Origin of the sequence: Flagellimonas marinaquae (assembly GCF_023716465.1) — a bacterium.
GTDB lineage: Bacteria > Bacteroidota > Bacteroidia > Flavobacteriales > Flavobacteriaceae > Flagellimonas > Flagellimonas alginolytica.
On sequence record NZ_CP092415.1, the window covers coordinates 2,009,451 to 2,023,840 of the forward strand.

The window sequence follows — 14,390 nt, forward strand, 5'->3', positions numbered from 1 at the left end:
GCTAATATTCTTCTAAATTTACTAAATGCAGCTCGCCGATTTTATCAAAAATAGATTGTCATTGGAAGAATATTCATTCTCCCGTGATGAATATATGGCTTATTCAGGGAAGGACGCAAATGCTATTGCAACGGATTTAGCCTATTTATCTGAGAAAGGGGAGATTTTTGCCTTAAGAAAAGGATTCTATCTTATCATACCGCCAAGATATTCAAAGTTGGGTGTTTTGCCATTGGAGCTTTATGTCAATAAATTATTTGAACATTTGGATAAGCCCTATTACATTGGTTTATACTCGGCAGCACAAATACATGGAGCAGCCCATCAACAGGTACAGACTGGATACATCATCACACAAAGCACTAGAATGTTGGATATTCATAAAAAAAATGTAACCATAAATTTTTTTCTTACCTCTAATTGGCCCAAGGCCAATATTGTCCAAAAAAAATCGGATGCTGGTTATTTTAATGTTTCAGACCCATTACTGACCATTGTAGATTTAATATACCACCAAAGAAAGTTAGGAGGAATAAATAGAATATTGGCAAATATCGAGGAACTTTTAGAAGAAGTTGAGCCAAGTGAAATGGATTCCTTATTGCAATGGTATCCGCATAAAAGTGTTTTACAGCGGTTGGGTTTTTTAATCGATTATATAAACCCAGAAGAGAATTTGCGTGAGCCACTTATTGTGCATTTGGAAAGACATGGGTTTTACCCTGTACTGTTGAATACATCGGATAAAATCAAACCAGGTGCAGTGGATAATAAATGGAAAGTGGATGTGAACTTAGCTCTAGAAAGCGATATATGATACCACGGCCCTACATAGCAGAATGGCAAGAAAATGCTCCTTGGAAATCATTCGCCCAGATAGAGCAAGATTTGATTATAAGTCGTATGCTGGTTGCCATATTCTCCGATGATTTCTTATATGAAAACCTAGCTTTTAGAGGTGGTACGGCATTACACAAGTTATATCTTAACCCAGCACCTCGGTATTCAGAAGATATTGATTTGGTTCAAATTAAGGAAGGCCCTATTAAACCTATTATGGAAAGACTGGATCAGATTATAGATTTCTTTGAAGAGCCAAGAAAAACGCAAGTTAGAGGTCATGGCGCAAAAGCTCTATATCGATTTAACTCAGAGTATGAGAATATCCGTATGCGGGTTAAAATTGAAATCAATTGTCGAGAGCATTTTAATGTTCTTGACTGGGTTGAATTCCCATTCGAAGTTGAGAATACCTGGTTTACAGGCAGGACCAAAATACGAACATATAGCATCAATGAACTTTTAGGAACTAAGTTACGGGCATTGTACCAACGAAGTAAAGGCCGCGATCTTTTTGATTTGGATTATTCGCGGACGCACATAAATTTGGAAACGGCTTCTATTATAGAATGTTTCAATGAATATATGGCCTTTTCGGTTGGAAAGCCACCAAGTCAAAAAGAGTTTTTACAAAATATTGAAGCTAAGGAAAATGATTCTGGTTTTACTGGGGACATGGAAGCCTTGTTGCGTCCTGAAATTGAATATGACCAAAAAGCAGCATTTAGATGGTTGAAAAATGAAATACTTAAAACCGAAGAATGATGTTCAACGAAGACTCCAGAGTAAAGATACCAGCGATTTTACATCTCACGCAGCTTGGGTATACGTATTTGTCCCTTAAGGAATCTAGCTGGGATGTGGAGACCAACATTTTTGCGGACATTTTCAAGACTTCGATTGAACGAATAAACCCGCATCTTGAAAGTCAAGATATTGAAAGGTTATATCAGGAAATAAGCCTGTCTCTTGACAATAATGATTTGGGCAAAGCCTTTTATAATATGTTGGTGCAACGTTCAGGGACTAAACTTTTGGATTTAGAAAATTTTGGAAACAATTCTTTCCATGTAGTAACAGAACTTACCTATAAAAATGGTGAGGATGAATTCCGGCCAGACGTTATTGTATTGATTAACGGTATGCCATTGGTTTTTATAGAGGTGAAAAAGCCAAATAACCGCGATGGGGTTTTGGATGAGCGGAGGCGAATCAAAAGAAGGTTTCAGAATAAAAAGTTCAAAAAGTTCGTGAATCTTACCCAGTTCATGATTTTCTCCAATAATATGGAGTATGACGACAATGAAATTGAGCCCTGGCAGGGTGCGTTTTACGCCTCCCCCTCCTATACTAATCCCATCTTTAATTATTTCAGGGAAGAAATTGGCTTCAACCTTTCCCAAGTTTTAAAACCTTTGGACCCCGACACTGAGGATTTTGTTTTAAGGGACACTAATTACCAAGCCATAAAAAACAGTCCAGAATTTTTAACCAACAAGAATCTGGATTCTCCAACAAATAGAGTTCTCACTTCTTTGTTGAGCAAGGAAAGACTGGAATTCATGTTGCGCTATGCCTTGGCCTATGTTAACGAGTACTCCGGTATTCAGAAACATATCATGCGTTACCCTCAGTTTTTTGCAACAATGGCCATTCAAGAAAAACTGGATAAAGGGATAAAAAAGGGAATTATTTGGCACACTCAAGGTAGTGGTAAAACGGCTCTTGCATATTACAACACCCATTTTTTGACCGATTACTTTCAAGCCAAGAACATTATTCCAAAGTTCTATTTTATAGTCGATAGGTTGGATTTGCTCACACAGGCCAGGGATGAGTTTACGGCGAGAGGTTTGAAGGTCCATACGGTAAACTCTAAACAAGAGTTTCTAAATGATTTAAAAACCACCACCGCTGTTTATAACGCCAAAGGAGTTCGTGAAATTTCTGTGGTAAATATCCAAAAGTTTCATGATGACAAAGACTTGCGGATGAACCTTGACTATGATATTTCCATACAGCGGATTTATTTTTTGGATGAAGTGCACCGCAGTTACGAACCCAAAGGTAGTTTCTTGGCCAATTTAGAACAGAGCGATAAGAATGCCATCAAAATCGGCTTGACAGGAACACCTTTAATCGGGAAAGATTTAAAGTCCAAAGACTTGTTTGGTGATTATATCCATAAGTACTACTACAATAAATCCATAGCTGATGGCTACACTCTAAAGCTGATTCGAGAAGACATAGAGACCGAATACCAAATAAAATTAAAGGCTGCACTTGATTCCATTGATATAAAAAAGGGAGATACTGATAGAAAATTGGTGTATGCCCATCCCTCTTTTGTAGAACCTATGTTGGAATACATCGTCGACGACTTTGAAAAATTCAGGGTTCGTAACAATGATGGTAGTTTAGGGGGCATGGTTATATGCGACAGCAGCGAACAGGCGAGAGAATTGTTCAGGATTTTTAATGAGAAATTTGGTTCCGTGGTTAATGGTCTGCCAAAAGTCGCTGAAGAAGATACTACCTATGGTAATGAATGGTCTGCAAACTTTAAACCTAAAAAAGCAGGGCTTGTTTTGTACGATTCTGGATCAAAGGATGAATTGGCCGAACGCAGGGATCAATTTAAGTCTGGGAAAATTGACTTGCTTTTTGTTTATAATATGTTATTGACGGGTTTTGACGCCAAACGGCTAAAGAAACTGTATCTGGCAAGAGTAATAAAAAGCCATAATCTTTTGCAGGCATTGACCAGGGTAAATAGAACCTATAAAGATTACCGATATGGATATGTGGTCGATTTTGCCGATATATCCTTGGAGTTTGACAAGACCAACCGTGCCTATTTTGATGAGCTTCAAGAGGTATTGGGCGATGAGATGGAAAGCTATTCCAATCTCTTTATGTCCAAAGAAGAGATTGAGGTCAACATATCGGAAATAAAGGAAACCCTTGCTGATTATGAATTAAAAAATGCCGAAATCTTTTCTGCTCAAATTTCAGAAATTAGCGATAGGGGTACTATGTTAAAGATTAAGAAGGCCTTGGAAGATGCCCGTTCCCTTTACAACGTTATTAGATTGACAGGGGAATATGATCTATTGGAAAAATTGGATTTCCGTCAATTGGGACGATTGCGTATAATGGCGATAGACCATTTAGCATTGATCAACGCCAAACAAGCCTTGGAGCACAATGAAGAAATGGGCAACCTCTTGAATATGGCTCTGGAGGATGTGGTATTTCTGTTCAAAAAAGTAGGGGAAGAAGAACTGATTCTGGCCGATAGACTAAAAGACATCCTAAGAAAAACGCGCGAAGGCCTTGCCAGTAATTTTGATACCAAAGACCCTGAATGGATTAGCCTATATGATGAATTAAAAAGACTTTTTAAAAATAAGAACCTAAGTGAGGTCACTCAGGAGGAAATGCAGCGGAATATGCATTCACTGAAAACCATTCATGAAAAAGTGAAGGAATTGAACCGGAAAAATGAGTTGCTGTGTGCTAAATACGAAGGTGATTCAAAATATGCCCGGGTTCAGAAACGGTTGTTGGAAGCAGGAAAACCTTCAAAAATTAGGACGGCCATTATCGAGGCCTTACAAAATATAAAGGAACAAGCAGATATGAGCATACTACAACGTAACAATACCTTGGACAATGAAGCATATTTTAAACGGGAAGTGGCACGCTATGTAATGAAGTCATTCAACCAAAGTTTAACCACGAACTTGGATTATGACACCGTAATTTTTATTAGTGACATCATTGTAAATGAATATATGAACGAGTATTATAACAGACCGGCATAATGACTGTAGAGAATACAACACAAACTAAAAAACTAATAGACAACCTAAAGGCTGTATGTGCCAGTTATGGTTTAGGGAATGATGGTAACGAGTTTAAGATCATCACCCAAGTATTTTTGTACAAATACCTTAACGATAAATTCTCATATGAGTTAAAAAAAGTAAGGCCAAGTTTAACTAAAAGAGAAAAATGGCAATTGGCATTGAGCGAGATTGATGAAGGGGAATACAAACTCCTACAATTTGACTTGGAAAGTAATACGGCCTTTCTCTATCCCCACCATGTGATTGAGTATTTATTCGATAGACAGAATGAACCTGAATTTGGCAAACTATTGGATGACACTCTTTTGGACATTGCCGCCAAAAACAATGATTTGTTTGCAGTAAATACCGATGGTGGTGCCAAAATCAGGTTGTTTGATAGAGTCACTGAGTTTATTTCGGATCCTACCAAACGGGATGCCTTCGCAAAGGCATTGTTAAATAAGTTAGTGGATTTTAGTTTTGAGAATGTCATGACCGAAGGGTTTGATTTCTTCTCCACCATTTTTGAGTATCTGGTAAAAGATTATAACAATGACGCTGGGGGTAAATATGCTGAATACTATACTCCGCATGCCGTGGCCAAGATAATGGCTGCTATTTTAGTGCCAGAACCTGTTAAGAATGTGACCGTATATGATCCCAGTGCGGGATCGGGCACCTTGCTTATGAATCTAGCTCACGCCATAGGGCCAGATAAATGCACTGTATATTCTCAGGACATTTCGCAAAAATCCTCTACACTGCTACGATTAAACCTCGTGTTAAACAATTTGGTGCACAGTATTGAGAATGTTATCCAAGGTAATACCATGACAACCCCATATCATAAAGAGCACGGAGCTTTACGCAAGTTCGACTACATCGTCAGCAACCCGCCCTTTAAGCTGGACTTTAGCGATGATGTGGAAGAGTTGCAGAAGAAAGTAAATAAAGGTCGCTTTTTTGCGGGAATCCCCAACGTACCAAAAAAAGCCAAAGACAAAATGGCGATTTACTCGCTTTTTTTACAGCACATCGCATATTCTTTGACCGAAACGGGGAAGGCAGCGGTAGTCGTACCTACAGGGTTTTTGACAGCACAAAGTGGTATTGATAAAAAAATACGTCAATACTTAGTTGATCATAAAATGTTGGCCGGAGCGGTAAGCATGCCCAGTAACATTTTTGCCACTACAGGCACAAATGTTTCCATTGTTTTTATGGACAAAAATAATGATGAAAAAGTGGTGTTTATTGACGCCAGCAATTTAGGCAAAACGGTAAAAGAAGGTAAAAATCAAAAAACGGTTTTAAACACTAAAGAGGAAGACCGTATTATAAACACCTTTATCAATAAAACAGAGGTGGATAATTTTTCCGTAGTGGTTGAATACGATGAAATCACTACTAAAAACTATAGTTTTAATGCAGGGCAATATTTTGAGGTAAAAATTGAATATGAAGATATTACTTTAGAAGATTTTACAACACTTAAAAACACTTTTCAAAGTAATCTGAAAGAACTATTCGCTGAAAGTGAAAAGTTAGAAAAGCAGATTCAAGAAAACTTTAAATTCTTGAATTATGAATAAACTAAATGATGCGGTTACTTATGTTAAAGAAAGAATGCCTCGTGAAGAGTTAAAACTTGAAACATATATTACAACAGATAATTTAAAACAAAACAAGGGGGGTAAAGAAAACGCAATCTCTCTTCCACCTTCAGGAAATACATTTCCTGCATATTCGAAGAATGATATTTTAATCGGAAACATTAGGCCATATTTAAGAAAGATATGGTTTGCAGACTCGTCAGGTGGACATTCTGCGGATGTATTAAATTTAAGGGTCAATAAGGGGATTTGTCCAAGGTTCATTTATTACAACTGCTTCCAAAATGAGTTTTTTGACCATATGATGAAGGGGTCGAAAGGTTCAAAAATGCCTCGGGGAGATAAGAATCAAATACTAACTTTTCCAATCCCAGATTATAGTTATAATTATCAACAACAAATCGCCAAAGTCTTATCCGATTTAGATAATAAAATTGAAGTCAATATCAAAATCAATATGGAGTTAGAAGCCATGGCCAAGTTGATTTATGATTATTGGTTTGTCCAGTTTGATTTTCCAAACAAAAATGGTAAACCCTATAAATCTTCTGGCGGTAAAATGGTTTATAATAAAGAATTGAAACTTGTTATTCCAGAAGGTTGGGTGGTTAAGCCATTAACCGAAGAAATGGACTTGCAATACGGCTTTCCGTTTAGCACAAAATTGTTTAATGAGGAAGAAAATGGTGTTCCTGTAATTAGAATTCGAGATATACAAAATGGTTCGATTTCATATCATTCAACCGAAGATGTTGATGAAAAATATAGACTTAACAAAGGTGATGTTTTGGTTGGAATGGATGGTAATTTTCATATCAACTACTGGAATCTTGAGAATTGCTATTTGAACCAACGGTGTTTAAGAATTAGGTCAAAATCCAACTCTATTTCTGAAATACAAGCTAGGTATATGATAGAACCATTTATAAAAGCAAGAGAGAAAAATGTTTCAAGAACAACCGTGGGCCATTTGAGTGCAAAAGACATTAATGATTTAAAAATAATTGTAGCACATCCTGAATTGCAGTCCAAGGCTAACAAACTTTTCAACTCAATTTTAAAGAAAATCATTTCTAGTAGAGAAGAAAACCAAAGACTGGGTGAACTTCGTGATTGGTTATTGCCCATGCTAATGAATGGCCAGATAAAGGTAGTGCAGACTGAAAAAGATACTTTAAAAGAGCTTTTCCCAGATGTTAATTTGTATGCTGAAGTGGCCGCCCTTCAGTTCCTTGACAAGAAGGCCAATAGTTTGTCTCATGGTAAAACGTATATCCAAAAGGCCATGAGCCATTTAAAAGACATTAAGAGGGAAAAAAGGTTAAAACATATAGAATTTGAAGAATACCATTGGGGCATGTTCTCTAAAACAGTAGCCAAAAGTATTGACAGTAATCCATTTCTTTATCAGGAAACCACCCCAAATGGCAAAAAAGTATACAAAGTAAAGGCCAACAAAATGAAGGAGCTTATAACATGGATGGCCTTACAAGAAAATCAAGGTTTTGTAAAATCCGTTGAAGAACTGATTGCTCTGTACCAAGACCCCTTAATTGGTAATGACATAGACAGGATAGAACTTTTAAATACGGTGCATCGCTGTATGACTAAGTTAAACTCCGATAAGTTGGTCGATATAAGAAAGGGAATGCAGGAATGGCCAATGAAAGAGAATAGTTATAAAAACAAAGCTGAGAAATTTACCGAGAACGAGACCTTGCTTATGATTGGGTTTATTAAAGAGCTATTGGTGAAATGAGGATTGCGGCTATTTTTATTCCTCAGAATGGACTTCCATATATATTCGGAAAGGACCACCACGAAATAACACTAAATTTAGGAGGGCAGTTTATTTACGAGGTTGTCGAAACTACTCAAGGATATAAAATTTTAAACAAAAAGGAGAATTCAGAATATATAGAAGGTTTTTGGTCGAAAAATATAAATAACATTTCTGCAATAGTAGGGGCAAATGGCTCAGGTAAATCGACCATATTGCAAATATTGAAAGAGGGTGGTTTTCCAGTAGTTGGCGAAGAAGATGGACAATCCCAAATATGTTGGCCTAAAGATGCCGGAATATTCATTTACTATACACCCTATTTAAGTGAGACAAGGGAAGAGTCTGAGCAGAGTTTTACCCAAAATATTTCAAAGCTATCTTACTTTAAACGGGACATCCCCAATGAGCCATTGGATTTCAACTCTTTTTGGGAATTACATAATTCTGAACAATTAAAAAGGATAATAACCTTTGTACGTTCAGATACTTTTTCTGATGAACTCAGAAACTTGAAAATCCCAAGCTTTGATAGGGTTAGGATACAAGTTCAAAAAATCTCTAAGGATGATTGGCAAACTTCAAGAAATTTCAGACCGTTTTTTGATTCTTTCAAAGAAATAAAAAATGCTCAAAGGACTCGTGAAGAAATAGAGTTGGCTAATGAGCTTGGAATAAGAACTAAGGAAGATTATGATGAAAACAAAGAATATACTAGTTTAATCAACAAGTTGAGATTAAAACTTGAAATTTTGGATGGAGTTATTTGTAAAGTCCATTCAATATTTGAGAATAGCGGAAATAAATATTTAGAAGAAGGTTTTATAGAAAATGAAATACATACGAGTGACCCTGAATTTGCCAAAATAGATACCTTAAAAGAAGCATTTTATTGGTTTATAGAAAACGCATTTATTAAAAAGAGTAGTCTTAGATTCCATCTGCCCATTAAACAAATAAAAAAACTAACAGAATTACTCCTAAAGGTAGCAGAAGAGGATGATGATATTGAGAATTGGACAATATTGACAGTGAATTTTGAAAATTGTTTTGAAATCATTGAATCTTATAAAGATTTCCTTCTTTCTTTCAAGGAAAAATTTAGTTACGATAAAAAAGCCATGTTAATATTTGAACCAGACATTAGGCTAAGTACCGGTGAAATGGCCATGTATGAACTTTTTTCAGTTTTACTTGACTTACAATATCGCTTGGAAAACAAAATTGATGATAGAATTTGGATGAAAGATGAATCCGAAGATATTCAAAACTATTATATTTTATTGGATGAGGCTGATTTAGGATTTCATCCCTCTTGGAAACGAATGTTTGTCAAATCCTTGGTGGGTATGATTCCTAAAATTTTTCCGGACAAAAATCTCCAAATAATCCTAACAACACATAGCCCTTTAAGTTTGTCAGATATTCCTAGTAATAACATGGTGCTACTGTCAAAAGATTTAACATCAGGAAATACAAAAGTAGCTTCGAATGATGATTCAAGGTTTAACTCGTTTGGAGCAAATATTAATGATTTATTGGCCAACTCTTTCTTTCTGGAAGACTATTTAATTGGAGATTTTGCCAAAGACAAAATAGAGGAAGTAGTGGACTGGATTAAGAAAAATAAGGAAAATGAGCAGTACAACAAGGAAGAGTATGAAAAGATGCAAAAAACAATTTCTATGATTGAGGAACCAGTCTTGCGAAACAAATTGGTCGAAATGTTAAGCGAAATTGAAATCAATGAAGATTTTATAAATGAAATGATAGCTAAAGAAACGGCATATTTAAGAAGTATTTTAAGAAGAGACAATGATTAGCCTAGACCCTATATCTACAAAAATCATATCTGCTAAAAAAGTACACCATGATAAGCTATTCTCCATAGTCAAACAAAGAGTAAATGCATTACCTGTATCAGAATTAAAGACTTTTTTGGCGGATTGGAGAATAAGTGCAGTTTTGACCGACCCGCCAGAATTTTTAGAAGAACATCACAACGATTTGCTGGATTATCTTACCCCTTACTCTTTGGTGGATTGGATAGAATTTTTAAGAATAAAAGGAATTAGATTAAGTAATAGAACTTATGGTGAACAAAACTTATTTGACCAATACAACAGTCTGGTTAATGATATAAGTTCAATTTTTAAATATACAGGAGGTTTTGCTAGGAAAGACAGCGTTTATTCGGCCTATGATTTGGCCGAATCTTTAGATATGCAGACATGTACGTACTGCAATCGAATCTACACAAAAACAGTTCGGAATCCTTCGAAAATTACGAGACCTGAATTTGATCATTGGTTTCCAAAAGAGACTTACCCAATACTTGCTCTGTCTTTTTATAACCTGATTCCCTCATGCCATGTTTGTAACAGTAGTGTGAAAGGAAATACGAGGATGAACCTTGGTGATTATATTCATCCTTATGTAGATAGTGACTTGAAATATAAGTTTAGTTATCGGATAAATAAATATAACGCATACAAATTCAAAATCGACAGGGTGGCAGGATCTAAAGAAGATGCTACCATTAAGGCATTTAAACTGGAAGAGATTTATGCCACCCATGAAGATGAAATTGAAGATCTAGTGCGACTAAGAAAGCTTTATTCCACTAGCTACTTAATTCAGTTGAAAAAATTGCTTGCCAAAACTGGTCAAGCTGTTTCAATGGAAGAGCTTTATCGTCTTGCTTTTGGAACATATATCAATGAAGTAGATTTTCACAAACGCCCCCTAAGTAAAATGAAGAAAGATATTCTAAAAGAATTAAATATTATCTAATGACCTTCCATGAAACCATTTTAAGTAAACTACTAGAGTATAGGGAGAATCATCCACATTTTAATTTTCTAATGCGTCAACGCGCTGGGGCTGGACAGCGATTTGAAAGTGGTCATTGGTTTCAAGGCAATGATGATTATGCTTTTGTTGGTTTAATCAATGCAAGTGGAGGCTCCAATAGAACTAGAAGCGTTGGTATATTGTTCTATCCAACTGATAATGGATATACCTGTAATCTAGAAGTAGTATATAACGAGGAAAAAGATGAAAACCTGATTGCAGCATATCAAGCTTTAATCCATCGAATTGGTCCTTTCAAAAAAATTACAGAAACTAAGTATTCACTCCATATAGGAGAAGTTTCAAAAGATAATTTTTCAACTCTCTTTACTTTCCTGGATCGTAATTACCAATCCATTACCCAAGAGTTTAGAAATCAGGGCAAAGAAAATGTATTGGTAAGTAATAAGAAGTTTGATAGTATGCTTTCAAGAATAAACGAAGTGAAGGCTTCTATCAGCTCGAAAACGCAAACAAATATACTAGCCTATTATTGTGTTGGCATTACTTTTAAGGATGGTGACAATGAAAATCAACTTTCAAGATTTAAAAAGGAAAACATATGGGAAAATGGTTATGGAGATAAAAATATCCAAATAGTCAAGGGAGTTAAGCCAGGGTCGATGATAGCTGCCAAAACGACTTATACCGAAGGAAAAAATGGCTCTACAGTTTCAGTATTAAAAATTCATGCAATTGGAAAAGTAATAGCAAACCCTGGAGATGGACATATATTGAAGGTCAAGTGGGAAGATAATTTAAATCCATTTGTCCTTTATGGAAAAGGTGGTTATCGAAGTACAATTTCACAGATAAGAAATCAAGAAACAATTGATTTAATTTTTAAAGTTAGAAAAGGAAATAGCCCTGATGAACTAGATAAACTAAATATAAACGAAATGGCATTGAATCAAATTTTATATGGCCCACCGGGGACAGGTAAAACATATTCTACAAAGGAATTGGCTGTGCAGATTGCCAACCCAGCACTTTCAATTAAAAAGGACTTGGATAGTGTCCAAAAGCGGGAATTGATTTTGAGTGAGTATGATAGATTGTGTGAAGCAGGACAAATTGTATTTACCACCTTTCATCAATCATTTGGATATGAAGATTTTGTAGAAGGTATTAAACCTGTCACCACTGCTGACCAAAAACTTATTTATGATATAAAACCGGGTGTATTTAAGAAAGTTTGTAAAAAGGCAGAGGACAACTATCTAGATTTTAAGAAAGGGGGTGCCAACGAAATGGCGTTTGACGACGCTTTTGAAAAATTAAAGGAAGAATGGGAAGAAAATGAGGAAATAAAATTTCCCTTAAAAAGAGAGGGGTATGATTTCACTATCATAGGTTTTACAGAAAAATCAATCCAATTTAAAAAATCAAGTGGGGGAACAGACCATACTTTGAGTATCTCAACCTTAAGAGACGCTTATTATGGCACAAGAGAAATTAATGAGACGGGGGTTGGTATCTATTACCCCAGTATTTTAAAAAGGTTGAAAAGTTATGAGTCCGAAAATGATTCTTCTATAAAGTCATTTAAAAACTATGTTTTAATCATAGATGAAATCAATCGCGGAAATGTTTCTTCAATTTTTGGGGAATTAATTACACTGTTAGAGCCTGATAAAAGGTTGGGAGCTGATGAGGAAATACTTTTGAAATTACCATATTCTAAGGATGAAACATTTGGCGTACCTCCAAATCTTTATATCGTTGGCACAATGAATACTGCCGATAGAAGTGTGGAAGCTTTGGACACCGCCTTACGGAGACGGTTTATCTTTGAGGAAGTTATGCCCAAGCCCCAATTGTTGGAAAAAATCACATATGACGGCTTTAACCTTAAGGAGGTTTTGGAGACTATAAATGAACGTATCGAAGCCCTGTTGGATAGAGACCATACCATTGGTCATTCATACTTCATCAAATTAAAAAGTGGTGATGTGGATGGACTTTCACGTGTTTTTAAGAACAACATCATCCCATTATTACAAGAGTATTTTTACAACGATTACGAAAAAATCGCCTTGGTACTTGGCGAGGGTTTTGTAAAAGAGAAAGGTACAGGGAAGGTCAATTTCGCCCAAGTTAAAAATATAGATGTACCGGAAAGTGAAGCAACTTACATATTACTTCCACAAATTGATGATATTGAAGCTGCTGTAGGCAGGTTACTGAATACATCTAATGAATAATCGAAAAAACATACTTCAGGTTTTTGAACATAGTAAGCTGCAAGTTGGACGGGAGTATAAAAATGTTCTTTTCGAAGAAAAGCACCTTAATGCTTTAGCTAAATTAAACCAGCTACATAACAATGAATATTTTACGCTACTCCATAAAGGCATTAAGTTTTCTCAATATGTCGGTGTAATTCAAATTGATGGTCTTACCATTGAGATTTTACCAAAAATTGACGGTGGATCAAACAATGAATCGCATTGGCAAAAGGTATTGATTAACATGCTTAGGACCACAAAACGATTAAAAGTCAATAAGGTGGGACAAGCCAAAGTTAGCAAACAGCAAATCCATTTGTTGGACATTTATTTTGAATGGTTTCTGAATGAAACACAACTATTGATAAGGCAAGGTCTCATAAGACAATACCGCACAAAAAAAGGAAACATAAAAGCCCTAAAAGGTAAATTGGTTTTTGCCGCACATTTAAATCACAATCTAATCCATAAAGAACGGTTCTATACTGAACATCAAGTGTATGATTATGACCATCAAATCCATCAAATTTTATCACAAGCACTTGACATCATCGGTCAATTTTCATCAGGTACTTATTTGTATTCCAAATGCAAACGAGTACAAGCAGCATTTCCCGATGTTTCCAATACCGCTGCAAATCTCCATACATTCGATAAACTGGTAAGCAATAGAAAAACAAAACCTTATGCGACTGCCCTTGAAATTGCGCGACTCATTATTTTGAACTTTGCTCCAAATATCTCAAATGGAAAGGAAAAGATGTTGGCTCTGCTTTTTGATATGAACAATTTGTGGGAGGAATATGTGTTAGCAAAACTGAAATCTGTTCACATAGATGGTCTTTCGGTAAAAGGTCAAGAATCGAAACCATTTTGGAATCGAATTAAGATTAGACCTGATATTGTTCTAAGAAAAGACAGCAAAACCTATGTGATAGATACTAAGTGGAAAAATATAGGTAGTAATAAACCTTCGACCAGTGATTTACGCCAAATGTATGTCTATAATAAATATTGGGAATCTTCTCGGGCTTTGCTGCTTTACCCTTCCCTCATTACAGAAAAGCCAAATTTTATATCCTTTAAAAATGAAAAGCAAGAATGTGGCATAGGTAAGCTCAATATTCTTGAAGATGGTAATTTGAAAGATGATTGTGGTCAAGAAATAATAAACTGGCTAAATTGACAACTAAATCTTGATAATTTGAGCCGAATAACACTT

Annotated in this window: 9 protein-coding genes; all 9 read left to right on the forward strand. The window is 35.7% G+C overall.

Annotated features, from left to right (window positions below; genetic code table 11):
* The first annotated feature begins 25 nt into the window (after positions 1-25).
* The 9 genes from MJO53_RS09035 to MJO53_RS09075 are packed head-to-tail and all read left to right on the forward strand — an operon-like array spanning position 26 to position 14,354.
* Entirely contained in the window at positions 26-817 is a 792-nt protein-coding gene (locus MJO53_RS09035) for a type IV toxin-antitoxin system AbiEi family antitoxin domain-containing protein (RefSeq protein ID WP_252078840.1), read from the forward strand.
* Positions 814-1,605, forward strand: a complete 792-nt coding sequence (locus MJO53_RS09040; RefSeq protein WP_252078841.1) for a nucleotidyl transferase AbiEii/AbiGii toxin family protein — start codon at positions 814-816, stop codon at positions 1,603-1,605. The genes MJO53_RS09035 and MJO53_RS09040 overlap by 4 nt, the downstream gene beginning before the upstream one ends.
* A complete protein-coding gene (locus MJO53_RS09045; RefSeq protein ID WP_252078842.1) occupies positions 1,602-4,667 on the forward strand; it encodes a type I restriction endonuclease subunit R in 3,066 nt (1,021 codons plus the stop codon). Before MJO53_RS09040 ends, MJO53_RS09045 begins: the two co-directional genes overlap by 4 nt.
* Positions 4,667-6,286 (forward strand): HsdM family class I SAM-dependent methyltransferase, encoded by a 1,620-nt coding sequence (locus MJO53_RS09050; protein WP_252078843.1) that lies wholly within the window; start codon positions 4,667-4,669, stop codon positions 6,284-6,286. Before MJO53_RS09045 ends, MJO53_RS09050 begins: the two co-directional genes overlap by 1 nt.
* Positions 6,279-8,066: a restriction endonuclease subunit S gene (locus MJO53_RS09055; RefSeq protein WP_252078844.1), complete on the forward strand. Its 1,788-nt coding sequence runs from the start codon at positions 6,279-6,281 to the stop codon at positions 8,064-8,066. The genes MJO53_RS09050 and MJO53_RS09055 overlap by 8 nt, the downstream gene beginning before the upstream one ends.
* Positions 8,063-9,910 carry an AAA family ATPase gene (locus MJO53_RS09060; protein ID WP_094996345.1) on the forward strand — a complete coding sequence of 616 codons (1,848 nt, stop codon included), beginning with the start codon at positions 8,063-8,065 and terminating at the stop codon, positions 9,908-9,910. Before MJO53_RS09055 ends, MJO53_RS09060 begins: the two co-directional genes overlap by 4 nt.
* A complete protein-coding gene (locus MJO53_RS09065) occupies positions 9,903-10,880 on the forward strand; it encodes a hypothetical protein (RefSeq protein WP_094996344.1) in 978 nt (325 codons plus the stop codon). Before MJO53_RS09060 ends, MJO53_RS09065 begins: the two co-directional genes overlap by 8 nt.
* Positions 10,880-13,144 (forward strand): McrB family protein, encoded by a 2,265-nt coding sequence (locus MJO53_RS09070; protein WP_252078845.1) that lies wholly within the window; start codon positions 10,880-10,882, stop codon positions 13,142-13,144. Before MJO53_RS09065 ends, MJO53_RS09070 begins: the two co-directional genes overlap by 1 nt.
* A complete protein-coding gene (locus MJO53_RS09075; RefSeq protein WP_252078846.1) occupies positions 13,137-14,354 on the forward strand; it encodes an McrC family protein in 1,218 nt (405 codons plus the stop codon). The genes MJO53_RS09070 and MJO53_RS09075 overlap by 8 nt, the downstream gene beginning before the upstream one ends.
* Positions 14,355-14,390: the final 36 nt, after the last annotated feature.

Excerpts from the sequence above, each read along its gene's own strand:
- MJO53_RS09035 (WP_252078840.1), top strand. The coding sequence starts at position 26 with ATGCAGCTCGCCGATTTTATCAAAAATAGATTGTCATTGGAAGAATAT.
- MJO53_RS09040 (WP_252078841.1), top strand. The coding sequence starts at position 814 with ATGATACCACGGCCCTACATAGCAGAATGGCAAGAAAATGCTCCTTGG.
- MJO53_RS09045 (WP_252078842.1), top strand. The coding sequence starts at position 1,602 with ATGATGTTCAACGAAGACTCCAGAGTAAAGATACCAGCGATTTTACAT.
- MJO53_RS09050 (WP_252078843.1), top strand. The coding sequence starts at position 4,667 with ATGACTGTAGAGAATACAACACAAACTAAAAAACTAATAGACAACCTA.
- MJO53_RS09055 (WP_252078844.1), top strand. The coding sequence starts at position 6,279 with ATGAATAAACTAAATGATGCGGTTACTTATGTTAAAGAAAGAATGCCT.
- MJO53_RS09060 (WP_094996345.1), top strand. The coding sequence starts at position 8,063 with ATGAGGATTGCGGCTATTTTTATTCCTCAGAATGGACTTCCATATATA.
- MJO53_RS09065 (WP_094996344.1), top strand. The coding sequence starts at position 9,903 with ATGATTAGCCTAGACCCTATATCTACAAAAATCATATCTGCTAAAAAA.
- MJO53_RS09070 (WP_252078845.1), top strand. The coding sequence starts at position 10,880 with ATGACCTTCCATGAAACCATTTTAAGTAAACTACTAGAGTATAGGGAG.
- MJO53_RS09075 (WP_252078846.1), top strand. The coding sequence starts at position 13,137 with ATGAATAATCGAAAAAACATACTTCAGGTTTTTGAACATAGTAAGCTG.